General features: G+C 68.4%; 23 protein-coding genes. 13 read left to right on the top strand and 10 right to left on the bottom strand.

Going from position 1 to position 23,060, the window contains the following annotated elements; translation table 11 throughout:
• Nucleotides 1-399 precede the first annotated feature (399 nt).
• From KI385_RS39390 to KI385_RS39420, 7 genes are all read left to right on the top strand, one after another.
• On the top strand, nucleotides 400-1,611 hold the full coding sequence (locus tag KI385_RS39390; protein WP_238576802.1) for an ATP-binding protein: 1,212 nt from the start codon (nucleotides 400-402) through the stop codon (nucleotides 1,609-1,611).
• Nucleotides 1,608-2,021: a roadblock/LC7 domain-containing protein gene (locus tag KI385_RS39395; RefSeq protein WP_238576803.1), complete on the top strand. Its 414-nt coding sequence runs from the start codon at nucleotides 1,608-1,610 to the stop codon at nucleotides 2,019-2,021. Before KI385_RS39390 ends, KI385_RS39395 begins: the two co-directional genes overlap by 4 nt.
• A complete protein-coding gene (locus KI385_RS39400) occupies nucleotides 2,018-2,404 on the top strand; it encodes a DUF742 domain-containing protein (protein WP_238576804.1) in 387 nt (128 codons plus the stop codon). The genes KI385_RS39395 and KI385_RS39400 overlap by 4 nt, the downstream gene beginning before the upstream one ends.
• The gene (locus tag KI385_RS39405) at nucleotides 2,379-2,969 is read left to right on the top strand and encodes a GTP-binding protein (RefSeq protein WP_128503799.1); all 591 of its coding nucleotides are present in this window, start codon (nucleotides 2,379-2,381) and stop codon (nucleotides 2,967-2,969) included. Before KI385_RS39400 ends, KI385_RS39405 begins: the two co-directional genes overlap by 26 nt.
• A gap of 10 nt (nucleotides 2,970-2,979) precedes the next feature.
• The gene (locus KI385_RS39410; protein WP_238576805.1) at nucleotides 2,980-4,344 is read left to right on the top strand and encodes a cytochrome P450; all 1,365 of its coding nucleotides are present in this window, start codon (nucleotides 2,980-2,982) and stop codon (nucleotides 4,342-4,344) included.
• A 102-nt stretch (nucleotides 4,345-4,446) separates the two neighbouring features.
• Nucleotides 4,447-5,700: a cytochrome P450 gene (locus KI385_RS39415; protein WP_238576806.1), complete on the top strand. Its 1,254-nt coding sequence runs from the start codon at nucleotides 4,447-4,449 to the stop codon at nucleotides 5,698-5,700.
• A gap of 45 nt (nucleotides 5,701-5,745) precedes the next feature.
• The gene (locus KI385_RS39420) at nucleotides 5,746-6,510 is read left to right on the top strand and encodes an enoyl-CoA hydratase/isomerase family protein (protein WP_238576807.1); all 765 of its coding nucleotides are present in this window, start codon (nucleotides 5,746-5,748) and stop codon (nucleotides 6,508-6,510) included.
• 96 nt (nucleotides 6,511-6,606) lie between these two features.
• Here the strand turns inward: KI385_RS39420 and KI385_RS39425 are convergent, their stop codons facing one another.
• Entirely contained in the window at nucleotides 6,607-7,146 is a 540-nt protein-coding gene (locus tag KI385_RS39425; protein WP_238576808.1) for a gamma carbonic anhydrase family protein, read from the bottom strand.
• A gap of 144 nt (nucleotides 7,147-7,290) precedes the next feature.
• On the opposite strand from KI385_RS39425, the gene KI385_RS39430 reads away from it, so the two are divergent.
• Entirely contained in the window at nucleotides 7,291-8,064 is a 774-nt protein-coding gene (locus KI385_RS39430) for an acyltransferase (RefSeq protein ID WP_238576809.1), read from the top strand.
• A gap of 36 nt (nucleotides 8,065-8,100) precedes the next feature.
• On the opposite strand, the gene KI385_RS39435 is transcribed toward KI385_RS39430, so the two are convergent.
• Nucleotides 8,101-8,970 carry a DMT family transporter gene (locus KI385_RS39435; protein ID WP_238576810.1) on the bottom strand — a complete coding sequence of 290 codons (870 nt, stop codon included), beginning with the start codon at nucleotides 8,968-8,970 and terminating at the stop codon, nucleotides 8,101-8,103.
• Nucleotides 8,971-9,076: 106 nt separating this feature from the next.
• On the opposite strand from KI385_RS39435, the gene KI385_RS39440 reads away from it, so the two are divergent.
• Together KI385_RS39440 and KI385_RS39445 are read left to right on the top strand one after the other, a co-directional pair.
• Nucleotides 9,077-9,649 carry an XRE family transcriptional regulator gene (locus KI385_RS39440; RefSeq protein ID WP_238576811.1) on the top strand — a complete coding sequence of 191 codons (573 nt, stop codon included), beginning with the start codon at nucleotides 9,077-9,079 and terminating at the stop codon, nucleotides 9,647-9,649.
• 55 nt (nucleotides 9,650-9,704) lie between these two features.
• Nucleotides 9,705-10,250: a YbaK/EbsC family protein gene (locus KI385_RS39445; protein WP_397884685.1), complete on the top strand. Its 546-nt coding sequence runs from the start codon at nucleotides 9,705-9,707 to the stop codon at nucleotides 10,248-10,250.
• Between the two features lie 62 nt (nucleotides 10,251-10,312).
• Here the strand turns inward: KI385_RS39445 and KI385_RS39450 are convergent, their stop codons facing one another.
• The 3 genes from KI385_RS39450 to KI385_RS39460 all read right to left on the bottom strand — a co-directional run bounded on the left by KI385_RS39450 (nucleotide 10,313) and on the right by KI385_RS39460 (nucleotide 12,202).
• On the bottom strand, nucleotides 10,313-10,804 hold the full coding sequence (locus tag KI385_RS39450; RefSeq protein WP_238576813.1) for a GNAT family N-acetyltransferase: 492 nt from the start codon (nucleotides 10,802-10,804) through the stop codon (nucleotides 10,313-10,315).
• Nucleotides 10,805-10,829: 25 nt separating this feature from the next.
• Nucleotides 10,830-11,237: a CoA-binding protein gene (locus KI385_RS39455; RefSeq protein ID WP_238576814.1), complete on the bottom strand. Its 408-nt coding sequence runs from the start codon at nucleotides 11,235-11,237 to the stop codon at nucleotides 10,830-10,832.
• Nucleotides 11,238-11,410: 173 nt separating this feature from the next.
• On the bottom strand, nucleotides 11,411-12,202 hold the full coding sequence (locus KI385_RS39460; protein ID WP_238576815.1) for a type VII secretion system-associated protein: 792 nt from the start codon (nucleotides 12,200-12,202) through the stop codon (nucleotides 11,411-11,413).
• Between the two features lie 267 nt (nucleotides 12,203-12,469).
• Between KI385_RS39460 and KI385_RS39465 the strand changes: the two genes are divergently transcribed.
• Together KI385_RS39465 and KI385_RS39470 are read left to right on the top strand one after the other, a co-directional pair.
• Complete coding sequence (locus KI385_RS39465) at nucleotides 12,470-13,096, top strand: YigZ family protein (RefSeq protein WP_238576816.1); 627 nt, start codon at nucleotides 12,470-12,472, stop codon at nucleotides 13,094-13,096.
• 121 nt (nucleotides 13,097-13,217) lie between these two features.
• Complete coding sequence (locus KI385_RS39470; protein WP_238576817.1) at nucleotides 13,218-14,732, top strand: APC family permease; 1,515 nt, start codon at nucleotides 13,218-13,220, stop codon at nucleotides 14,730-14,732.
• Between the two features lie 92 nt (nucleotides 14,733-14,824).
• On the opposite strand, the gene KI385_RS39475 is transcribed toward KI385_RS39470, so the two are convergent.
• Genes KI385_RS39475 through KI385_RS39495 form a run of 5 tightly spaced genes read right to left on the bottom strand, consistent with a single transcriptional unit; the run spans nucleotide 14,825 to nucleotide 20,781 of the window.
• On the bottom strand, nucleotides 14,825-15,898 hold the full coding sequence (locus KI385_RS39475) for a LacI family DNA-binding transcriptional regulator (protein WP_238576818.1): 1,074 nt from the start codon (nucleotides 15,896-15,898) through the stop codon (nucleotides 14,825-14,827).
• Nucleotides 15,895-17,673, bottom strand: coding sequence for a glycoside hydrolase family 36 protein (locus tag KI385_RS39480; RefSeq protein WP_238576819.1), 1,779 nt, complete (start codon nucleotides 17,671-17,673; stop codon nucleotides 15,895-15,897). The genes KI385_RS39475 and KI385_RS39480 overlap by 4 nt, the downstream gene beginning before the upstream one ends.
• A 2-nt stretch (nucleotides 17,674-17,675) precedes the next feature.
• Nucleotides 17,676-18,503: a carbohydrate ABC transporter permease gene (locus KI385_RS39485; protein ID WP_238576820.1), complete on the bottom strand. Its 828-nt coding sequence runs from the start codon at nucleotides 18,501-18,503 to the stop codon at nucleotides 17,676-17,678.
• Nucleotides 18,500-19,441 carry a carbohydrate ABC transporter permease gene (locus tag KI385_RS39490; protein WP_238576821.1) on the bottom strand — a complete coding sequence of 314 codons (942 nt, stop codon included), beginning with the start codon at nucleotides 19,439-19,441 and terminating at the stop codon, nucleotides 18,500-18,502. The genes KI385_RS39485 and KI385_RS39490 overlap by 4 nt, the downstream gene beginning before the upstream one ends.
• Nucleotides 19,438-20,781 (bottom strand): ABC transporter substrate-binding protein, encoded by a 1,344-nt coding sequence (locus KI385_RS39495; RefSeq protein ID WP_238576822.1) that lies wholly within the window; start codon nucleotides 20,779-20,781, stop codon nucleotides 19,438-19,440. The genes KI385_RS39490 and KI385_RS39495 overlap by 4 nt, the downstream gene beginning before the upstream one ends.
• Before the next feature lie 216 nt (nucleotides 20,782-20,997).
• Between KI385_RS39495 and KI385_RS39500 the strand changes: the two genes are divergently transcribed.
• Complete coding sequence (locus KI385_RS39500; RefSeq protein ID WP_238576823.1) at nucleotides 20,998-22,995, top strand: carbohydrate-binding protein; 1,998 nt, start codon at nucleotides 20,998-21,000, stop codon at nucleotides 22,993-22,995.
• The last annotated feature ends 65 nt before the right edge of the window (nucleotides 22,996-23,060 follow it).

Consider the following 23,060-nt stretch of genomic DNA (forward strand, 5'->3'; position numbering starts at 1 on the left):
CGGTGCAGGACAGCGTGTCAGCGGACCGTCAGGAAGTGGGCGTCCCGGTTGCCTCGTGGTCCGGCATCAGCGCCCAATGGCCTCAAAGGGGGCCTTTGTTGAATCTCCATCAGATGCCGTAACGGTTAGATCGCCGTTGGACGACGGGCGTTGCTGTGATGCTAAGATCATCGCACTTGCCAACGGGGTAGTCACCTGCTAAGGCAAGAAAGAAATTCCGCGCATTGGCCATATGAAAACCGCCACCCCGGGGAGAACTATGCCATTAGCCGGGCCTTCGATGGCTTTCTGGCAGGCGATTGCGCGCGGCCGTTCACGTATGTCTGGGACCGCGAGTGATTCTGCGCGTCGCAGCCAGGCATACGACACCTGGTGGCTCCGTCGTCCGAAGAGAGTCCTATGACGCAATACTTCCAGGATCCAGCGCTGTGGGGATTGATCGCTGGTACCCCTGTCGCCGCGACCGCGATTATTCGTGGCAGAAAGAAGATCGCGGAGCTAAGAAAGGAAAAGGCCGAGCTCAAGCAGCACTACGCCAATCTCGAGGACCACTACACGGAGGCCGTTGAGGAGGCGAAGGACCGTGCGGAAGAGGCGACCAAGACCACTCTGAAGTCCGCCATGCGGACCCTGCAAGGTCTTGCGAGCGAGCAGCAGCTGGCGATTTCCAAGCTGCAAGAGACATACGGCGAGCACAAGATCCTGCAGGATCTGCTCGACATCGACCACATGAATTCGCAGTTTGCGCGGCGCGCCCAGTCCATCGCCGTACTCTGCGACGGCTGGCTCGGTCGGCGCCGGAACAACGCGTCGCTCTACGACGTGGTCCGCAGCGCGAAGGGCCGTATTCGCCACTTCACGCGTGTCGAGATCCGGTCGCAGAGTCACTTCGCCATCGTGAGCCGCGCCGTCGAACCCGTGGCGCTGGTGCTCGCCGAACTGCTGGACAACGCCACCAGCTATTCGGCGCCGGAAACGATGATCGAGATCAACATCCGGCCGGTGCCCAAGGGCGTATGTATCGTCGTCGACGACGCCGGTGTCGGCATGAATGAGGAAGAGAAGGCGCGAGCCGCCCAGCTGCTGGCGAGTGAGAATTCGGCCAGCGTCTCCAGCCTCGGTAATCCGCCGCAGTTCGGATTCACCGTCATGGGCGTGCTGGCCGCCCGTTACGGCTTCAGCGTCTCGGTGGATTCCACCTCTCCGTACGGCGGCGTGCGCGCGGTCGTCCTGCTGCCCGAGGATCTACTCACGTCCCTGCATGAGCCAGAGGAGAGTCCTGTCGTGGCCGCGTCCACCCCGTTGCCGCCTGAGAACCCTCCTGGTCACCAGGCATCCGGTGCCCCGGCGCCCGTATATCAGGCAGCACCCCGGCCGCCTGTTCCCCCACCACCGGTTCCCGTTCCCCAGGCTCACGACACGACGGCCGGTGGTCTGCCGAAGCGCCGCCGCCGCGGTGCGATATCCATCGTGCCCACCGAATCCGAGAGCACGGAAACCCCGGCCCGCGACAGCGCAAAGGCCGCTTCCGTCATGGGGGCATTCCAGCGCGGCACGCAATCCGGCCGTCGTTCCACCAATGCAAGCAGTGAAGGGCATGAGGTTCAGTGAACTACGATCTGTCGTGGATGCTTGACAGCGCGCTGGAATTGCCCGAAGCGCAGCATGCCATTCTCGTATCCGCCGACGGCCTGCTCATGGCCCGCTCGAAGGACGTCGGCCGGGACCGTGCCGACACCGTCGCCGCCGCAATGAGCGGAATGCAGTCGCTGAGCCGTACGGTCGCCGACTTCTGCACCGGCGGAGCGCCCACCGACCGGCCGCAATGGCGTCAGACGTTGGTGGAATTCGACCATGGCTGGGTCTTTCTCATATCGGCCGGCGAAGGCGCGTATCTCGCGGTTTCGGCATCACCCGACGTTGACATGGCAGAGATCACGTTCCGTATGCAGCAGCTCGTCGGGCAGCTTGGCAAGGCACTGACCAGTCCGCCTCGTGAGAGGGCTGATATTCAGCCATGACAATCGATGACGAGCACGAGCCGGAGCTGACGCACGAAGCAGCGGAATTAGTACGGCCGTATGTCATCACCAACGGCCGGGATCTTCTTGACGACGACCGCTTCTCGCTGATCACCCTGGTCACGGTAGCTGCGGAGCCACCCCGGACAAAGCCTCTCGATCCGGAGAAGCTCCGTCTGCTGGAGCTGTGTTCGGGAGGCTTCCTCTCGATCGCCGAGATAGCCGGGCACACCCGGCTGCCGGTGGGTGTCGTCAGGATTCTGGTGTCCGATCTCACGCAGGAGGGGCATCTCTATTCCCGCGCGCCCATACCCAGCGCTCAGCTTGTCGACCGGCAGATCCTAGAGGAGGTGCTGAATGGGCTCCAGGCTCGCTTTGGATGACGGCGTGTATCTGCGCAATTCAGTGCAGACCGCGGCGAAGATCCTCGTGGTCGGACACTTCGCTGTGGGCAAGACCACGTTCATCGGAACCATGTCCGAGATTCCACCGCTGCGTACCGAAGAGGTAATGACCCAGGCGGGCCAGGGAATTGACGATCCAAAAGGTGCGCCCGGCAAGACCACGACCACGGTCGCCATGGATTTCGGCCGGCTCACACTCAGCGAGAAGCTGGTCCTGTATCTGTTCGGGACGCCCGGCCAGCAGCGCTTCGTTCAGGTATGGGAAGACATGACGCGCGGGGCGCTCGGGGCTCTGGTCCTGGTCGATCCCGAGCGTCTGGAAGAGTCCTTCCCTGTCATGGACCTGGTGGAACACTACGGAATCCCGTACGCCATCGCCGTGAACCGCTTCGACGGGACCCCCGCGCACTCGCTCGACGAGATCCGTGAGGCGCTGGACCTGCTTCCCGAGACGCCTGTTGTCAGCTGTGACGCACGGGATCAGCGTTCCTCGGCGGATTCACTGATCGCGCTCGTCCGTTATCTACAGTCCCGCCTCAACTAGGAGTTCAGGCATGCAATCTCACTCGGAATTCCAGACTCCACCGCCCGGCTGCCCCGCGCACGCCGGTGGCCCAAGAGCACCTCTGTACGGGCCCGAATTCGCCGCCGCTCCGGACACTTTCTATGAGCACTTGCGGCAGAACGGCCCCAGTGCGCCCGTCGAACTGGCTCCCGGGGTGGAGGCCGAACTCGTCACGGACTACGCCGCGGCGCTCCATGTCCTGCAGAACCCGGACACCTTCGCACGGGATTCCCGCCGTTGGCGCGCCCTGAACGAGGGCCGGGTTCCGCTGGACAGTCCCGTGCTGCCGATGATGATGTACCGGCCGAACTGCATGTTCTCCGACGGCGCGGATCATCTGCGGCTGCGGCAGGCGGTGACGGACAGTCTGGCCCGACTGGACATGCACCGGGTGAGCCGGCACGTCGACCGTGTCGCCGCATACCTCATCGACCAGTTCCGGGTCCGGGGCAAGGCCGATCTGATCGCCGACTTCTCGCAGGTCCTGCCGCTGCTGGTCTTCAACGATCTCTTCGGGTGCCCGGCGGATCTCGGGGACCGGCTGATCGTGGCCATCTCCAGCCTGTTCGACGGTATCGACGTGGAGCGGGCCAACGAGGCCATGGCCGGGGCGCTGTTCGAGCTGGTCGCGCTGAAGCGGACCTCCCCGGGCGAGGACATCACCTCGTGGCTGATGCAGCACCAGGCGCAGCTGTCCGACGAGGAGATGGTCCATCAGCTGGCCCTTCTCATAGGCGCCGGCACCGAGCCCGTGCAGAACATCATCGCCAGCGCGCTGCGTCTGCTGCTGTCCGACGAGCAGTACCCCGGGGGCCAGCACGGCGGTGTTCTGGTCGAGGACGCCATCAACGAGGTGCTGTGGAACAGCCCGCCGATCGCCAACTACGGCACGCACTATCCCGTGCATGACGTGGACCTCGCCGGGACCAAACTGGCAGCCGGCGAGCCGGTGCTCATCAGCTTCGCGGCGGCCAACACGGACCCGAGTCTGACCGCGAGCCGGCAGACGTTCAGCAAGCGGGCCCACCTTGCCTGGGGTGCGGGTCCGCACGCCTGCCCGGCCAAGGATCCCGCCCAGCTGATCGCCATCAGGGCCATCGAGAAGCTCCTCAACATGCTGCCCGACATCGAGTTGGGTGTGCCGGCGGAGACCCTGACCTGGCGGCCCGGCCCGTTCCACCGGGCGCTCACCGCGCTGCCTGCCCGCTTCACGCCGGTACGGGAGGAGAAGGGCGGCTCCAGGCCTTTCCAGGCGGGTGGGCCTACCGCGGGTAATGCACCGGCCCAGGACCGTCAGGGCAAGTCACTGAAGGGCGGTTGGTGGAGCGGATTCCTGAGCTGGTGGAAGGTGTGACGTTTGCAACAGTGTGAACGTTCTATGTCCGCATGAACGTTCAAGCGCAGGGGTATGCAGGGTTGGCAATTATCGTGTGAGCTTCTGGAAGAAGGAGTCGCCGTGGAGTCCGCCCTGGCCACCGCACCCGTTGACCGGCGTACTGTGGTTTCACTTTTCTCTCGTCTGCGCACGGCCGGCGGACAGTCGAATCCATTGCCGTTGTACGCAAAGCTCAGGGCAATGGGGGAAATTGTTCAGGCTCCGTGGGGCGGGCACCTGGCAACCTCCTACACCGTGTGCCATCAGGTGTTGAGGAGCAGATCCTGGCGGGTGCCCGATACCGGCTGGCGGACTCGCCAGGATGATGCGGGGCGTTGGAGTGCGGCTGCCTCGCGCCAGATGGGCGATACCCTGCCCATGCTCAACTCGCCGTATCACACCCAGGTGCGGCGGTCGCTGGGAAATATGTTCGACCGAAAGTCTCTGGACATAATGAAGTCTTCGGTCGAGCGGACGACGGAGCGGCTGCTTGACCGGCTCGCAGAAGAACTGCGGGACGGTCCAGCCGATTTTGTCGCGCTGGTCGGCGATGAATTGCCGGTGATTACCATCGGCGAATGGCTGGGAATCCCCCCTGCGGATTACCCGCTGCTGCGGTCGCTTACCCACGACCAGGTTTTCACCCAGGAATTGTTTCCGTCGCCGAGTCAGCTCGCACTTTCCGACGCCGCGACGCATCGTTTGCGGCAGTACTTCACCGGGCTGGTGCAAGAACGCCGGAGGTCGCCCGGGGACGATCCGGTGTCGAGCTGGCTCCGGACCTGGGACGCACTCGAATCGGACCGGCACGCCGCGGACGAAGCCGTCTACGCCCTCGCGCTCTTCATGGTCCTGGCGGCGCTGGAGACGACCTCGCATCTGCTCTCCAGCATGGTGCGGCTGCTCCTGGAGCACCCCCAGCAACTGGAGTGGCTGCGGGTGCATCCCGAGCACATACCGGGTGCGATCGACGAGGTGTTGCGCTACGACGCCCCGATACACATGATCAGCCGGGTGGCCCCCGAGGACACCGAACTCGCCGGGGTGACCGTGCGCCGGCACGAGATGGTGCAGCTCATGGTCGGTGCCGCCCATCACGACCCGGACCGGTATGCCGAGCCCGGCCTCTTCGACATTCGCCGCAAGGCACCCCACCTCAGCTTCGGCGGGGGGATCCACTACTGCCTCGGCAACGCACTGGCCCGCCTGGAAGCAACGTGCCTGCTCACCTCGTTGCTCAAGCGCCTGCCGAGCCTGCGAATCAGCTCCGCTCCAGTCTGGGCGCCGCGGGTGGCCTTCCGTCGTCTCATGGCGCTTCAGGTAGCGCATGCCTGATGCGTCGCACCCCTCAGAAGCGCGGAACAACGAACAAGGAAGACCATGATGCACGACTTCAAGACCCTTCTCGTGACACACGAAGGGCCGGTCCTCAAGGTGCAGTTGAACAGCCCGGAGACAGGTAACGCGATATCCGGGCTGATCCTCGACGAACTCCTCGCCGTCCTCGGCGCCCTGGACGATGAGTCCGGTGCCCGGGTGCTGGTCCTGTCCGGTGCGGGGGACGACTTCTGCCTGGGTGGAGACCGCAAGGAGTTCCCGGCACTACTGGCCGAGGACCCCAGCGGAGTGGCTCTGCGCGGTCTCGGCAACAAGGCGCGCCGGGTGTGCGACGCCCTCGCGACCACTGACGCGGTCACCGTTGCGCGGCTGCACGGTGGGGTGGTCGGGGCCGGTGTGGGACTCGCGGTGTTCTGCGATCTGCGGGTCGGGGCCGACAACTGCCGCTTCCGGCTGCCGGAACTCGGTCTCGGGGTGCCTCCCGCCTGGGGAGGCATCATGCCGCGGCTGCTGAACGAGGCGGGGGCGGCCAAGGTCCGTGAGCTGATACTGACCGCCGACAACTTCGATGCCGCGAAGGCGCAGGAGCTGTCCATCCTCCACAAGGTCGTACCGGAGGAAGAGCTGGACAACGCGGTCGCACGGTGGACCAAGCCGCTGGTCCGCAGGTCCCCCTCGGCTCTGCGGACCGCCAAGCTCATGATGAACGCGTACGCCAACGCCAACCGCCTCGCGGATGCGTCCCTCTTCGACGCGGAGCTGCTGACGTCCGCGCTGACCGTCGCCGAACTCTCCCGGCGCCGCTGAGGTCCCTGGACGCGGTGCGCTCCCGATACGGGCCGCACCCGGCACGTCGTGGCCGGAGCGGCTCGGCGGTGGAGTCGCGCCGGCGGTGCGGTCGGCTCAGCCCTCGGCGTCCGTCACCGCTTCCCGGTGCCGCGCCGCCAGTTCCAGGTACATCGCCGCATTGAGCTTGATGGTCTCGCGCTCCTCGTCGGTCAGCTCCCGCTTGACCTTTGCCGGGACCCCGGCGACCAGTGAGCCGGGCGGTACCCGCATGCCCTGGGGGACCAGCGCCTGCGCCGCGACCAGCGAGCCCGCGCCGATGTGCGCCCCGTTCAACACCGTGGCGCCCATGCCGATCAGTACATCGTCCTCGACGGTGCAGCCGTGCAGGACCGCGTTGTGCCCGACGGAGACCCGGTCGCCGACGGTCACCGGGAAGCCGGGATCGACATGCACGGTGCAGTTGTCCTGGATGTTGCTGTCGGCTCCGAGCACGATCGGGCCGCAGTCGGCGCGCAGCACCGCGTGGTACCAGACGCTGGCGCCCGCGGCCATGGTGACCTCGCCGAGTACGACGGACGTCGGGGCGGTGAATGCCTTCTGATCGACCCTCGGCTCCTTGCCGCCCACCGGTGAAATCAACGCCCGTCCTGCCATCTCTGGATCTCCTCGCCACTTCTGTGCCGCGCCAACAGCACCGTAGACGACGGGCGCACCGGCGGGCGGGGGCGGACGCCGGTGGGGCGAAGATCACAGCCCGGCGCGCGGCCGGTCGCCCGGCGGGCTGAGTACCGTGTGCGGGTGCCGATAAACCAGAACGTGTTCTCATCTCTCGCGGCCTGGCGGCGCCGGGCCGTGTCGCGGGCCGTCCATCGCGGTGCGCGCTGGGTGCGAGAGACCGCGGCCGTCACGGCCGATCGCCCGGGTCCGTACCGCTTCCGCCGGATCGGCACCGGCACCCGGCTCGCCTTCCCGCAGGGCACGGTCTTCGGCGACCCGTGGATCGAGATCGGCGACCACTGCATCATCGCCCAGGACGTGACGCTGACCGCGGGGATGATGCCGGACCTCGATCTCGGCCCGGAGCCGATCCTCACGCTGGGGAACGGTGTGGTGCTGGGCCGCGGCAGCCATGTGATCGCGGATGTCCGGCTGACGATCGGCGACGACTGCTTCTTCGGTCCCGGTGTCTACCTCACCACCACCAACCACAGTTACGACGACCCCGATGTGCCGGTCGGAAAGCAGTGGCCGCGCACCGCCCCGGTCGCCATCGGCGCCGGCAGCTGGATCGGTACCGGCGCGGTCATCCTGCCCGGCGCGCGGCTGGGCAGGAATGTGGTGGTCGCGGCCGGCGCCGTCGTCCGTGGTGAGGTCCCCGACCATGCGGTGGTCGCCGGCGCGCCCGCCAAGGTCGTTCGCAGCTGGGACCCGCAGGAGGGCTGGCAGCCGCCGCTGCGTACGCCGGCGCCGGTGCCGATCCCCGACGGCGTCACCCCGGAGCAGCTGGTCGCGCTGGGGGAGTGGCGGGCCGAGGAGCCCGCGCAGGCCGGGGAGGCGTACGAAGCGTCCTGAGGCGCCGTCAGGCGGGCCGTGCCGGGCCCGCCCGCGTCAGCCGCCGGAGGCGAGCAGGACCGTGCCGACCAGTGCGAGCGAGGCGCCCGCCGTCTGGATCGCCCGCATCCGCTCCTTGAGGACGCCGAGCGCGGCGAGCGAGGTGACCACGGGGTAGAGCGAGGCGAGCACCGCCGCCATGGTGACCGGGCCGTGCTGGGCGGCGATGGCGTAGGTGCCGTTGGCGGCGACATCGGCGATACCGACGAAGCCGAGCGCGGGCAGCGAACCCCGGAGGGCCGCGAAGCCGCCCTCGGGCAGTGCCGGGGTGCCGCGCCGCACCGACGCGTACAGGGCGGCGCCGCCGACGGCGACATTGCACACCCGCTGCACGAACAGTGCGAGGAAGAGCCCGGTCACCGTCGTGGACGCCTCGGAGATCAGCGCCATCACCGCGCCGAAGCCGAGCGCCGAGATCAGCGTCAGCACGATCGTCTGGCGGGCGACGGAGGCGCCGCTGATCCGCGGACCGCCGGCCAGCAGTACGCCGATCACGGCCACCACCATGCCGGTGGCCTGCAACAGCCCCGGCCGTTCGCCCGCCACGAACCCGACGCCGAGCGGTACCAGGACGGTGCCGAGCGAGGCGAGCGGGGAGACCACGCCCATCGGGCCGAGCGCCAGGGCGCGGTAGAAGCAGAGCATCGCGGCAGGTCCCACGACACCCGCCCCGACCGCGAACCACAGCTGCGGTCCGGCCTCCCGCCAGCCGCCGGTGGCCAGCACAATGGCGCCCAGCACGACAGCGGCCAGCGTCTGCGAGACGACCACCACGGTCAGCGCCTGCAGGCGTCGGGTGAGCAGTCCGCCGCCGAAGTCGGCGAGCCCCCACAGAAGGCTGGTGGCCAGGGCGAAGACCGCTGTCATGGTGAAACCTCGCAGTACAGTGAACCGGACGCTGAAGTACACCACACCGTAGTGCAGGAAACTGAACTACGAAATCGAATATATTGACCTCCGACTTGGACGGACCGTGACGGACCTCGACCAGCTCACGCAGTCGCTCGCCCGCAACCTCAAACACTGGCGCGCCGAGCGCGGCTACACCCTTGATGCGCTGGCGGCCCGGGCCGGGGTCAGCCGCGGCATGATCATCCAGATCGAGCAGGCCCGTACGAACCCGAGCGTGGGGACCACGGTCAAGATCGCCGACGCGCTCGGCGTCAGCATCACCACGCTCCTGGACTACGAGCAGGGCCCGCAGGTACGCATCGTGGCGCCCGACGAGGCCGTCCGGCTGTGGTCCACCGAAGCCGGCAGCTTCACCACACTCCTGGTGGGCGCCGAGGCGCCAGGGCCGTACGAACTGTGGGACTGGCGGCTGATGCCCGGCGACAGCAGCACCTCCGACCCGCATCCGCCCGGCACCGTCGAGCTGATGCATGTGCGGTCCGGCACGCTGACCCTCATCGTGGACGGCGAGGAGCACACGGTGCCCGCCGGCGCCTCGGCGACATTCGAGGCCAAGGTCGCGCACGGCTACCGCAACGACGGTACGGAACCGGTCGAGATGACCATGTCGGTGATCATCCCGCTCGCCCGCTGAGACGGCCCGACGCCGGGAGAGCGCGACTGTTAACTTGTCGCGTATGCCCGTGCCGATGGATGCTTTTGACGATGTCCGGCCTGCCGTCGAGTGCTTGGACCTGCTGGTCGAGCCGGTGGCCACCGCGATCCGCGCCTGGAGCGGATCGGTAGCGGCCGAAGAGCTGCGCTATGTCGATACCGACCCGGCCATCGCGGACACCGCGCTCCTCGTCGAGACCTACGGCCCCTGGCTCCTGGAGCAGTCGGCGAACTGTGTGGTGGTGGCCGGCAAGCGCGGTGGCGAGACCACCCTGGCCGCCTGTGTCGTCCTCTCGCACACCCGGGTCGACGTCAACGGCGTGGTGCGTCGTCAACTGGGCGCCCGCAAGGCGTCGTTCGCGCCGATGGACAGGGCGGTCGGCGAGAGCGGCATGGAATACGGCGGGATCACCCCGATCGGTCTGCCCGCCGGCTGGCCGCTGCTCGTGGACGCCGCCGTCGCCGATACCCCGTACGCCCTGATCGGCAGCGGCGGCCGCCGTGGCAAGCTCATCGTGCCCGGCAAGGCGCTGGCCGAACTGCCCGGCGCCACGGTCCTGGACGGGCTGGGCATCGCCTAGCGCTCGGCGACCGGCAGACCGGCGCACCGACCGACCCAGCGACCGCCCGTAGGCCCTGGGGCCTACGGGACGGACGTGCGGGACCGCAGATCGAGCGACAGCGCCGTGGAGTGCTCGCTGAAACCCAGGCTCCGGTAGAGCGGCTCGGCGCTGTCGGTGGCGTACAGATCGACCCGGCTGACGCCCCGCTCGGCGAACCAGCCGAGCAGCGCCTCGGTCGTGGCGCGGGCATAGCCGCGGCCCCGATAGCGCGGGTCCGTACAGACGTTGAAGAGATGGCCGAAGCGCCCCGCGGGGTGGCTCGGCGCCGGCAGCCGCTCCTCGATCGTGCCGGCCGCGCAGGCCGCCAGATGCGGCGCACCCGGCTCGTCACCCACCACCACGAACGCACCCAGCAGCGGATCGGGACCGGTCAGCTGCCGACGCGCCATCGCCTCCGCATCCTGCTCCCAACTCCCGCGGTCATCACGCCCGTTCATCGCCAGGAACATCAGACGACGCAGCCGGACGAGCTCGGCGGCATCTTCGGGGACAGCGGCCCGTGTCACGATCATGCCTGGACGCCAACGCACTCGGCGCTCAGCCCAAACGCGGTATCTCGATGGCCGGACAACGATCCATCACCATCTCCAGACCGGAATCGCGCACCCGGTCCCAGGCCGCCTCGTCGACCACCCCGAGCTGGAACCACACGGCCTTCGCCCCGAGCGACACCGCCTCATCGGCGATCCCGCCCGCCAGCTCGCTGTTGACGAAGACATCGACCACATCGACCGGGAAGGGGATCGCGTCGAGCGAGGGGTATCCCGGCTCGCCGTGCACCGTCTCGGCCTTCGGATGCACCGGCACGATGCGCTTGCCGTAGCGCTTCAGCACATCCGCGACGCCGTGCGCCGCGCGCTGCTCGTTGTTGGACAGGCCCACGACGGCCCAGGTGTCGCCGAGCTCGGTGAGGATCCTGCGGATCGTGCTGGGGTCGCCGTACACGCACTGCCTCCTGGGATGGAACGGTCCTTTGCTGATCAACGGCCGCTACCACCCGGAGATTCCCGCCTCGGGAAGGAAATCCGATGCCTGCGGAGCAACCCACCGCACGCAGACAACGGCAGACGCCCCGCCCGAAGGGGAAGACGGGCGGGGCGGGTCTCTGTGCCGGCGGTTCAGTTCGCGGCGCGGGCCACTCCGCTGCCGGCCAGCCCGGCTCCGACGACCGTGCTGCCCGTGGCGGCCCGGGCCGGCTTGCCGATCGCCCGGCCGCCGCTGCCCACCGGCTCGGCCCCGCCGGCCCCGGTGCCCGGGCGCAGCTTCCCCGCCGCGGCCGGTTCCCGGGCGTCGTCCGACGTCTCGCCGGCCGCGGCCAGGGCCGCCCGCAGCTCCTCGGTGTCCACCAGCATGCTCACCGGACCGGTCGGGTTGAGGTACAGCGCATGGCCCGGCGGCAGCTGCTCGACGAGCTCGGCCACCGGCCGCCGGTCGTACAGCAGCCGGCCCACGGATTCGAGATAGTGCTGCGAGGTGTAGACGGGGATCACCGGGGTCCCCTCGGGCGAGGCGGCGGCCAGCGGTGAACCGGTCGCGGTGACCAGGACGGAGACCTCCGCCCGGGCCAGCGCCTCGGCGACGCCCTGTCCCGAGCCGTAGCCGGTGGCGGCGAGCTGCAGCGCCCTGTCGACCGCGTCGGTCGGCTCCGGCCAGTCCAGCATCTGCGGTGACGGCCGGTACTCCGGATTGTCCCGCCACTCCTCGATCTCGCCCGTCGGACCCGACCGCCACTGTCCGATGAGCGCCCAGAGCGGCGGCGGCCCCTCGCCCTGCCAGGTCAGATCCACCATGGCCAGCCAGTGGTCGGGCGCATCGCGTGCCGCCTCGATGACCTCCGGCGGAGGCTCGGGCATCTCCTCGCCCGTGACGGGAACGCCCGCCGTCATCGCCGACTGTGTGCTCTCTTCCATGCAGCCCTCCGCCTACCCGCCGTTCCGTGCCTGCGTGTACGAGCGGGGCCCCGGAACACGAGGCTCTCGCACTGGCCTCACAGTGCCCACGGGCGGCGCGGACGTCTCTCCGACGCACCGTGCGGACGGTGCGGGTACGCCGCCTGGCCGTGCGGACTGCGCCCGTACGGCCGACACCCGCGCCCTTACGGCGGACACCCCAGCGCGGCGCGGGCCACCGGGACCGGCCGGTGTCCGCATGTCACAGCCGCCGCATAGGCTGGTCCGATGCAGGAGCAGTACCGCACGCTCGCGCGCGAGGGTGTCCACGAGATCGAGATCAACAAGTCCCGCTTCATCTGTGCGCTCGCGCCCGTCGCGACCGAGACCGAGGCCCAGGACTTCATCGCGCGCATCCGCAAGGAGCACCCCACCGCCCGGCACCACTGCTTCGCCTATGTTCTCGGTGCCGACGGCGGCATCCAGAAGGCGAGCGACGACGGCGAGCCGGGCGGCACGGCGGGCGTACCGATGCTGCAGATGCTGGTGCGCCGCGAGATGCGCTATGTGGTCGCCGTCGTCACCCGCTACTTCGGCGGCGTCAAGCTCGGCGCCGGCGGCCTCATCCGCGCGTACGGCGGCGTCGTCGGCGAGGCGCTGGACGTGCTCGGCACGGTCACCCGGCAGCGCTTCCGGCTGGTGACCGTCACCGTCGACCACCAGCGCGCGGGCAGGGTGGAGAACGACCTGCGCACGACGGGGCGGGCGGTGCGTGAGGTGAGCTACGGAGCGGACGTACGCATCGAGATCGGGCTGCCGGAGGCCGACCTGGACGCCTTCCGCGCCTGGCTCGCGGACACCACCGCCGGGACGGCACGGCTGGAGCTCGGCGGCGAGGCGTACGGGGAAGTGTGACCGGCGGGGCCGGAAAATTCGGTTTGTACCGGTGCGCCGGCCCGCCGATCGTGCCAGCCTGTGGCGCGGCGAGAACAGGCCGCGAACCGGCATGCGTGCCGGCACGAGAAAGGGCTGACCCATGCCTGAACTCCTCGATGAGCGCGTGGGGTTCGTCCGCCGGATCGGCCTGTTCCAGGCCACCGCCATCAACATGAGCCAGATGTGCGGCATCGGCCCGTTCGTCACCATCCCGCTGATGGTCGCCGCCTTCGGCGGGCCGCAGGCCGTGACCGGCTTCCTCGCGGGCGCGCTCCTGGCGCTCGCGGACGGACTGATCTGGGCGGAGCTGGGCGCGTCACTGCCCGGTGCGGGCGGCAGCTATGTCTATCTGCGGCAGGCGTTCCAGTACCGCACCGGCAAACTGATGCCGTTTCTGTTCGTCTGGACGGCCATGCTCTTCATCCCGCTTGGGATGTCCACCGGCGTGATCGGCTTTGTGCAGTACCTCGGCTATCTGTGGCCGGAGATGAGCCCGGGGCAGGGGGACCTCGTCGGCCTTGCCGTCACCGCGGGCATCATCGCGATGCTGTGGCGGCGGGTGGAGAACATCGCCAGGCTCACCGTCGTCCTGTGGACGGTGATGATCGCCTCCGTACTGCTCGTGATCGTCGCCGCCTTCACCCACTTCAGCCCGGAACGCGCCTTCACCTACCCCGCGCACGCCTTCGATCTGACGACAAGTCACTTCTGGATCGGCTTCGCGGCCGGCCTGACGATCGGCATCTACGACTACCTCGGCTACAACACCATCGCCTACATGGGCGCCGAGATCAGACAGCCCGGCCGCACCATCCCACGCGCCGTTCTCTACGCGATCCTCGGCATCATGACGATCTATCTGCTGCTGCAGATCGGCACCCTGGGAATCGTCGACTGGCGCGACATGCTCGACCCGCACAGCACGGCGTCCTCGTCCGTCGCCTCCGCCGTGCTGGAGAAAGCCTGGGGCAAGGGCGCCGCCGGTACCGTCACGGTGCTGATCCTCATCACCGCCGTCGCCTCCGTCTTCACCGGACTCCTCGGCGGCTCCCGGGTCCCCTACGACGCCGCCCGCGACCGGGTCTTCTTCCGGCCGTACGGCAAGCTCCACCCACGCCACCGCTTCCCCGTCCTCGGCCTGCTCACCATGGGTGTCGTGATGGCCGTGGGCTTCCTCATCGGCCGGCACACCGATCTGGCCACCATCATCGCGCTGCTGACCACCGTCATGGTGATCGTGCAGTCGCTGGCCCAGGTCGCCGCGGTGACCGTGCTGCGCCGCCGCCAGCCGGGGCTGCGCCGCCCGTACCGGATGTGGCTCTATCCGCTGCCGAGCGTCGTGGCGCTGATCGGCTGGCTGGTGATCTACGGCTACGCGGACGAGAACTCGCCCGGCCGGCACCCCATCGAATGGTCGCTGGCATGGGTCGCGGCGGGCGTCGTGGCGTTCGCGCTGTGGGCCCGCTACGAGAAGGAGTGGCCGTTCGGGCCGAAGCGGATCGATGAGCGGTATCTGCACGGGGCGGATCCCGACACCGAGACGGAGCACGGGGGACAAGAGGGCGCAGGTGAGGGAGCAGCGGGTGCCGAGGGCACGGTCGGGGCCGCCGGCTGATCGACGCGTTCGTGACCGACGGCGGGATGCCCGCCGAGGCGCGCACTGTGCTCGCGGACGCGGTCGGCGAGCTCGTCATCGCCGACGCGGAATCAGGTGTGATTCTGAGCGATTCGCCGGCCTCTGTCAGCGGCGCCGGGCCGGGCGCGGTCCTGGGGCGAGTCCTGGGGTGACTCCGGGGCCGGACCGCTCGATGAGCGGATGACCAGCTCGGGGTCGAACAGCAACTCGCCGGTCGGCACGTCCCTGTTGCTGACGAGCGCCAGCACGCTGCGGCCCACCTCCAGGGCCAGCCGGTCGGCCGGCTGCCGGACCGTGGTCAGAGGAGGGTCCACGAACTCGGTGATCGCCGAACCGTCGTAGCCCACCACCGACACGTCGGCCGGTACGGAGCGGCCCTGCCGGCGAATGCCGCGGATCGCGCCCAGGGCCATGTAGTCGCTGGCCGCGACGATCGCCGTGGCGCCGAGACCGAGCAGCAGGCCCGCCGCGGCCTGTCCGCCCTCCACCGTGTACGACTGCCGGATCACCCAATCCTTGGCGTCCTCGATGCCCCGCTTGGACATGGCGTCGAGAAAGCCCTGCACCCGCCGGTCGGCGGGGTGGTTGCCCGCCGGCCCCGAGGCCATCCCGATCCGCCGGTGCCCCAGACGGTAGAGATGGTCGACCGCTTGTTCGGCGGCCAGCGCGTCGTCGGTCGAGAAGACCGGCGCGGGCACCCCGTCCGCGAACTCGCCGTTGATCCCGACGTACGGGACACGGCGCTGGCGCAGCAGCTCGTACGTCTCCGTTTCCGCGCCCTCGACCGTGTTCGAGGCGGACAGGAAGACGACGGCCGCCACGCCCTTGTCCACCAGAGCGGCGATGAAGTCCCGCTCCTGCACACCCCCCGGGAAGGCGGGGCACAACACCGTCTTCAGCCCGTGCGGCGCAAGTGCCGACTCGATGCGCTCCGCGACATCGGCGAAGAAGGGGTTCGATACGAATTCGGTGATCACCGCCACCAGCTGGCCCTGCGTCTGCCGCTCGTACCCGAGCTCGGCCATCGCCTGCTCAACCGCATCCCTGGTCTTCTTCGACACGCCTTGCCGCCGGTTGATCACCCGGCTGACGGTGGCTTCGCTGACCCGCGCGCGGGCTGCGACGTCGGTGATACCGACCTTCATCGCGGTCCTTCCGTGATCGTGAGCGATGCCAGACCTCCGCGGGGGACAGCCAGTGATCGGGGCCCCTCCGGCATGAACCTCGGCAAGCCCTCAATGATACGGCCGTCCGGCCCGTGGATCACTCCCCGGACCCGGCCCTCGCTGCCGTGCACCTCGACCATCACACGGCCACGGGCCGAACCGTTGACCACGTGGAAGTGGCGGTGCGAGGCGAAGTCCAGAGGGACCACCCGGTCACTGTGCACACTCAGCAGACAGTGATCGCCCGCGGCGGCCTTCACCAGCGGGTACAGCTCATCGGGTCTGCCGGGCTCGACCTCTCCGTCCAGGAGCAGGTCGCGGTGGTGGTGCCACTGCCGCAGCCAGAAGGCGACCGACTCGCGGTGTGTGCCGGGGATCCGGTCGAGACGTACGGAGATCTGCGGCACCGAGTGCAAGGCCCCGATCAGCTGCCGTGCCACCGACTCGACGGGTGCGTCCGGGGACCACAGCAGCATGTCGGAGTGGACGGCTCCACCGATCGCGAGCAGCGAGGTGTCGATGGTGCGCACCCGGTTGGCGGCCGCGTCGGCCGGGCAGTCGAAGGACCGGAGCATGTTGCCGAAGGGTGCCATGCCGGGACCGACATAGGGCTGGCGCAGCTCCAGCAGCAGGTCAGGCCTTACGGACTCCAGCGCGTCCCGCAACTCCGTCAGCAGTGTGATCATGGCTCGGCCGACGTCCCCCGCGCCGTCGCCCGCGTACACCATGGCCTCGTCGAGGAAGTCGACCTTCAGCCCGTCGAGGCCGAACTCGCGTACGAGGCCTACGCACAGGTCGACGACATGGCGCCGTACCTCGTGCCTGCGCGGGTCGAGGACGTGGGCGCCCGGCACCCCTGCGCGGGCCGGGGCGAAGGGTGCCCATGTGGCGTGGCACGCGGCGTCGGGGCCGAGCAGCAGCGGTGCGATCCATGCCATGTACCGCAGCCCGCACGCCCGGACGCGCGCCACGTGCCCGGTGAAATCCGGGAACTTGGCCCGGTCGGGCCGCCAGTCCCCGCACCCCGCATAGCCCCGTCCGTGGCCCAGCTCCTGCCAGCCGTCGTCGAGGATCAGCACCCCGCAGCCGAGGCCCGCGGCCAGCTCGGCCTGGGTTTCGACCGCTTGTGCGGAGACGTTCTGGTTGAAGGCGTACCAGGTGGAGTAGACAGGCGTGCGGGCCGAATCGGGCGTTTTCATAGGGGTGAACGACTGCGTGAACCAGCCGCGCAGCGACCTCATGGCGGTCGCCACGGACGGCGCGCGCGGAACGAGCAGCAGCCGGTGCGGACCGTCGGACGCCGGGAGGAGGAGATGCACGACGTGGGTGTCGTTCTCCTCCGATACGCCGAAGCGGACGGTTGTCTCCGGGACCGGGTCGGCTGCCGCGAAGGTCAGCATGGTGGCGCCGGAGTGGTCGTAGAGGCAGCCCGCGGCATGTCCGTCGACCAGTGAGACATGGGCGCGACCGTCCCAGTCGGCGAGGAGGGTGCGCCGCCACCCGCCCTGAGGATGCCAGTAGCCGGCAGCGTCGCCGAGCGGCACGGAGAGGCGGATCTCGACGGGGGCGCCCTCGGCCCGTACCTCCAGCATCCGCAGTCCGCCGGGGAGCTCACCGAGACTCCAGGAAGGCCGGATACCGGGCGCATGAGCGAGGAGGGCGATCGAGATCTCCTCCAGCAGTGGCTCATAGGGGGCGGGAGTGAGTTCTGCCGTCGTCACGGCTCCGTCGGTCACCGCAATCCGACTTTCCACGCTCACTCCTTCACGGCGCCGGCGAGCAGGCCGGAAACGAAGTGGCGCTGCAGCGCCAGGAAGACGATGGCCATCGGAATCGCGGCGATCGAGGTACCGGCGAGGATCGCGCCGTAGTCGGTGTTGTCCAGGCCCTGCAGGGAGGCGAGAGCCACCGGGATGGTGAACGAGGCGCCGTCGCGCAGAATGATCAGCGGCCAGACGAAGTCGTTCCACTGGTACAGGAAGAGGAAGATCGCCAGGGCGGCGAGCGCGGGTTTCATCGGCGGGAGTACGACCTTCCAGAACAGGCGCAGCTCACCACAGCCGTCCATCCGGCCCGAGTCGAGCAGCTCGTCGGGGAGCGCGGCCATCGACTGACGCATCAGGAAGATGCCGAAGGGCAGCGCCAGATTGGGCATGATCACGGCTTGGTAGGTGTTGAGCCACTGCAGGTCGGCCATCATCTTGAACAGCGGGACCAGGGTGACCTGGGCAGGGATCACGAGCCCGAGCATGAGCAGCCCGAACATTCCCTCGCGGCCGCGGAAGCGGTACTTGGCGAAGGCGTATCCGGCGAGAGTGCAGACCGCACCCGCGCAGACGGTGTAGACGACCGCGATCAGCAGCGAGTTGAGGACGACCCGGCCGAACTGCGCCGACTCCTGAAGGCTGGTCAGGTTGTCGAGGAGATGCCCGCCGGGCACCATCGGCGGCGGGCTGTCGAAGATCTCCTTGGAGCTGTGGGTGGACGCGATCACCAGCCAGTAGAAGGGAATGGCGACGGCGGCGAGCACGATGGCGAGTCCCGAGGTCAGCAGGGCTCCCCTGCCGCGATGACGCGTGTTCACGACTTGTCTCCCAGGACGCGGAACTGGATCACGCCGAGGATTCCGATCAGCACGGCGAGGGCGTAGGCGATGGCGGACGCGTAGCCGAAGTCGAAGAACTTGAAGGCGTTCTGGTACACGTACACACCGATGGTCAGGGTCGCGTTGTCCGGGCCGCCTCCGGTGAGGACGTACGGCTCGTCGAAGATCTGCAGGGTGCCGATGGTGGAGAGCACCGTGGTGAGCAGGATCGCGGGGCGCAGACCCGGCAGCGTGACATGGACGAAGGACTTCCAGGCACCCGCTCCGTCCACGGCCGCGGCGTCGTACAGCTCACCCGGAATGGTCTGCAGCCTGGCAAGCAGGATCACCGCGTTGTAGCCGGTGTAGTGCCAGGTCAGCGCGAGACCGAGGGAGATCTTCGCCCACAGGGGGTCGGTCAGCCACGGCACGGCGTCCACGCCGGCCAGGCCGAACAGCCAGTTCACCAGGCCGTAGTCCTTGTTGAGCAGGACGGAGAAGATGATCCCGTACGCCACCAGGCCGGTGACCATCGGCATGAAGAACCCGAGGCGGAACACCGTCCGGCCGCGCAGCAGCGTGGAGTTCAGGGAGACCGCGAGCCCGGTGGCGAGCGCAAGCATCACCGGCACCTGGACGGCCAGGATGACCGCGGTGTTCTTCAGGGCGGTCCAGAACAGCGGGTCGTCGAGCAGCCGGAAGTAGTTGTCGGCGCCGATGAAGGTCTCGACCCCGTCGATCGTCTTGTGGAGGCTGAGGACGAAGGACCAGCCGATGGGATAGAGCTTGAACGCGGCGAAGAGCAGCAGCGCCGGCAGGACGAAGAGGTATGGGGCCAGGTGCCGCCCGCGCCCACGTCTGCGCCGGGGGCGCGGGTGCTGTGTCACACCCCCGGCGGAGACGGGCAGCGCGTTCTTTCCCATGAGCGTCGAGGTCATCGGACCTTGCGTCCTGTCTGCTTGGCGAGCTGCTCGGCGGCCTCCTTGAGGACCTTCGCCGGGTCGGCGCTCTTGAGGAGGACCTTGGACTGGGCGTCGGTGACGAGCTTGAGCGCACGGGCGTAGTCGGAGGTGTAGTTGAAGGCGGGCGAGGGTGCCTTGAGCGCCTCCAGGAAGATCTCGCCCTTCTTCTGGCCGCTGAAGAATGCCGACGGCTCGTGGAAGACCGCGTCGTCGTACGCCTTCATCAGGGCCGGCGCGATGCCCTTGCCCTTGTAGATGCTCACCTGGGAGGCCGGGCGGGTCAGCACGAACTCGATGAAGGACCAGGCGGCGGCCTGGTGCTTGCTGCTGCCTGCGACCGCGAGATGGGTGGAGTTGACGGTGGCCGCGGTGGAGCCGCCCCGGCGCACGGCCGGCGGGAGGCGGACCTTCCACTTCCCTGCCTCCTTGGGCACTTGCTCCTCGATGATGCCGCCGAACCAGGTGGGCCAGGGCAGGACGGCCGCGGTGCCCTTCTTGATGGAGCTCATCAAGGCGTTCCAGCCGCCGGCGAGGTCGCTGACAAGGCCGGCATCGTTCATCGTCTTGATGAGCGTCATGGCCTTCACGGCCTCCGGGGAGTCGAGCGTGATCGCCCCGTCGAGGTTGAAGTAGAAGGAGCCCTGCAGCTGGAGCAGCATCTGGAAGACATTGGCGGAATCCGGCTGCGAGGCCGGCTTGTCGATGCCGAGCAGGAACGCTCCGGTCTTCCCCTTGATCTCCTTGCCGGCCTCGATGGTCTCGTCCCAGGTCTGCAGCGCGTCGGCGTCGACTCCAGCCTTCTCGAAGAGGTCGGCCCGGTAGTAGAAGCCTGCGGAGTTCGCCTCCCAGGGAAGGGCGTTGACCCGCTTGCCGTGGGGCGCAACGGTCTGCCACATGCCTTGTGCGAAGGCGTCCCGGTACGTGGCCGCGCCCAGCTTGCTCAGGTCCGCCAGGCCGTTCGGGAACCGCTCGACGTATCCCGGAAGGTAGTCGACGCCGATGTGCAGCACGTCGGCGAGGCCTTGGCCGCCTGCCGCCATCGCGGTGGTGATCTTGTCCCAGATCGCCGGGTTGCCGATGTCCTCGACCGTGACCTTGATGTCCGGGTACTTCTTGTTGAACTCCGGCACGAGGGCCTTCATTTCGGCAGCCGGCCCCTGCCAGGACCAGACCGTGATCTTCCCCTTCTTCTTGTCACCGGTGGCCCCGGAAGCGCCTGTATCGCCGGTGCCCGAGCAGGCGGTGAGTCCGGTGAGGCCGGCTCCGGCCGCGATCGCGCCACCGATCTGCAGAACTCTGCGACGTTCCAGTTCCATGACTGACCCACTCCTGCTCGCTCACCTTTGCGGAAGCTGATGGCCGGGACCTTAACAACGCGATCTCGGCACTTGCAATACATCGTTGAAAACTTTCAGCTTGGTCGTGCAAGGAGGCATGTTGAAGTCATTGCAAACCTTCATACGAGGTTGCTAGCGTGCCGCGCGCCCAAGTCGACGAAGACCGGCCGCTCCACCACAGCCCGGGAGAACCCGATGAGACGTTCCCGTTTGTCGCTGCTGTCCGCATGCGCGCTACTCGCCACCCTCGCGCCGCTCACCCTGTGTGCCCCGGCCTCGGCCACGGCTCCCATCGAACGAGGTGGCCTCCGCGCGACCGCGATGGCCCCGGCACCGCTCACCGTGGTGAACCCCGGCTTCGAACAAGGGCAAGAAGGCTGGCAGTTCACCTCCGGGACCGGGGTCGCCACCAACTCCCCGCACGGCGGGACCAGGCTGATCTATCTGGACTCCGGTGCGGGCAAGAAGGTCTCCCAGACCGTGACGGCCTCGGGCCGGGGGACGTACGACATATCGGCCTGGATCGCGACCGGCGGCGCGAACGGCACCTACGTCGCCCGTGTCAACGGCAAGGTCGCCGCGTCCCGGATCCTGCCCAGCGCCTCCAACTACCGGCGCTACACGCTCAGCCGGATCGCCCTCGCCCAGGGCGACAAGCTGGAGATCGCGTTCGAGTCGGGGGACGGCTGGGTCAACGCGGACGACCTGATGGTCTCACCCTCGTCTCCCGCCGACCCCAAGGTCAGCTCCTCGGACCCGAAGATCGTCGAGATGTTCGACTGGTCCAAGCGCAAGGCCAACAGCTGGGTCCACCTGCCGGGCACCCAGGGCCCGCTCAACGTCGACGAGCACAACACGAGCGGGAGCGGCACAGGCACGTACGCGCCCTCCTACTGGGCCGGGTACGCCAACCGCAGCGGCTACTACTCACGCGACATGGCCCACCAGCTGGCCGGCGCGGGGGTGCTCGGCCTGAGCGCCGAGAACAAGGCGATGCTCCGCTCGTACGCCGCGTCCGCCACCGCGGAGCACAAGTACTACCCGGTGTGGGCGCTGAACTTCGACGCCCGTACGTACCTCTCGATCGACTACGGCAGCCCCACCAGCTTCGTCCGCGAGGTCCCCGCCACCTTCGAGCTGGTACAGAAGGCTGCTGAGGCGTACCGGTGGAGCGGCGACGGTGCGTACGTCAACGACCCGGCCATGTGGGACTTCTACCGCCACGCCACCAACGAATTCATCGATCTGCACAACGGCCTCAAGGACAACGGCAGTGTGAAGGTCGCCGAGGGTACGGGCCAGGGCATCTTCCAGGGCACCGCCAGCTACAACGAGGAGAGCGGTGAGCCGCTCGCCGAGGCGGGCGACGCGATCGGCTCCCAGTACCAGGCGTACCTCGCGATGGCCTCGCTCGCCCGCGGCAAGGGTGACCGCACGCTCGCCGCGACGTACGACAAGAAGGCCCGGGATCTGAAGACGTACTTCAACTCGACCTGGAGCGGTACCGGGTCGGCCGGGAACATGGTGCGGGCCTACACCACCGACGGGCGTGCGCTGACCGGTTGGGGCAAGGAGAACAGCTGGTTCATGCCGCTGAAGCAGATCATCGACCCCGGCGCCCGCCGAGAGGCCTACCTCGACTACATCGACCAGCAGGCCTCGGGCTCGGGCAAGCCGTCCAACATCGAGGCGATCACCTACCTGCCCGACACCTTTTTCAAGAACAACCGCAGCGACACCGCCTGGAAGTGGATGAAGTATGTCTACGACCAGAAGGACATCCAGCACGTCAACGCCAAGCAGGGCACCAACGGCGACTATCCCGAGGTCTCCTTCACCCTGCTCGGCCAGACCGTCGAGGGCCTGATGGGCGTCGCGCCCAATGCCCCTGCACACGCCCTCACCACCCAGTCCCGGCTGCCGTCCGGCATGGACTGGCTGAAGATCGACGACCTCCGGATCGGCGCCGGCACCTTCTCCCTGAGGCACGACGGGTCCACGAAGTCGATGCTGACCAATACGTCGGGGGCGTCCGCCTACACGTGGGAAGCCCGCTTCCCCGGCGCCCACTCCACGATCACGGTCGACGGCGTGCCGTGGCCGGCGCGGACGAAGGTGGTGGACGGGACGACGTACACCTACGCCACCCCGACCGTGGCCCCGGGCCGGACGGTGACGGTCCAGGTGGGCTGAGCGCAGCGCGGAGGGGACCGGGCGAGCGAGCGGTCATCGTGAAGCCGTCAATCTCGGCGCGGAAG

Source organism: Streptomyces inhibens (genome assembly GCF_022221585.1).
Taxonomy (GTDB): Bacteria; Actinomycetota; Actinomycetes; order Streptomycetales; family Streptomycetaceae; genus Streptomyces; species Streptomyces inhibens.

Bases quoted from the DNA above. Each gene is read 5' to 3' on its own strand.
- KI385_RS39500 (WP_238576823.1), top strand. From the start codon at position 20,998: ATGAGACGTTCCCGTTTGTCGCTGCTGTCCGCATGCGCGCTACTCGCC.
- KI385_RS39475 (WP_238576818.1), bottom strand. From the start codon at position 15,898: ATGAAGGTCGGTATCACCGACGTCGCAGCCCGCGCGCGGGTCAGCGAA.
- KI385_RS39420 (WP_238576807.1), top strand. From the start codon at position 5,746: ATGATGCACGACTTCAAGACCCTTCTCGTGACACACGAAGGGCCGGTC.
- KI385_RS39470 (WP_238576817.1), top strand. From the start codon at position 13,218: ATGCCTGAACTCCTCGATGAGCGCGTGGGGTTCGTCCGCCGGATCGGC.
- KI385_RS39405 (WP_128503799.1), top strand. From the start codon at position 2,379: ATGGGCTCCAGGCTCGCTTTGGATGACGGCGTGTATCTGCGCAATTCA.
- KI385_RS39435 (WP_238576810.1), bottom strand. From the start codon at position 8,970: ATGACAGCGGTCTTCGCCCTGGCCACCAGCCTTCTGTGGGGGCTCGCC.
- KI385_RS39410 (WP_238576805.1), top strand. From the start codon at position 2,980: ATGCAATCTCACTCGGAATTCCAGACTCCACCGCCCGGCTGCCCCGCG.
- KI385_RS39450 (WP_238576813.1), bottom strand. From the start codon at position 10,804: ATGATCGTGACACGGGCCGCTGTCCCCGAAGATGCCGCCGAGCTCGTC.
- KI385_RS39400 (WP_238576804.1), top strand. From the start codon at position 2,018: ATGACAATCGATGACGAGCACGAGCCGGAGCTGACGCACGAAGCAGCG.
- KI385_RS39390 (WP_238576802.1), top strand. From the start codon at position 400: ATGACGCAATACTTCCAGGATCCAGCGCTGTGGGGATTGATCGCTGGT.
- KI385_RS39465 (WP_238576816.1), top strand. From the start codon at position 12,470: ATGCAGGAGCAGTACCGCACGCTCGCGCGCGAGGGTGTCCACGAGATC.
- KI385_RS39425 (WP_238576808.1), bottom strand. From the start codon at position 7,146: ATGGCAGGACGGGCGTTGATTTCACCGGTGGGCGGCAAGGAGCCGAGG.
- KI385_RS39495 (WP_238576822.1), bottom strand. From the start codon at position 20,781: ATGGAACTGGAACGTCGCAGAGTTCTGCAGATCGGTGGCGCGATCGCG.
- KI385_RS39490 (WP_238576821.1), bottom strand. From the start codon at position 19,441: ATGACCTCGACGCTCATGGGAAAGAACGCGCTGCCCGTCTCCGCCGGG.
- KI385_RS39445 (WP_397884685.1), top strand. From the start codon at position 9,705: ATGGATGCTTTTGACGATGTCCGGCCTGCCGTCGAGTGCTTGGACCTG.
- KI385_RS39460 (WP_238576815.1), bottom strand. From the start codon at position 12,202: ATGGAAGAGAGCACACAGTCGGCGATGACGGCGGGCGTTCCCGTCACG.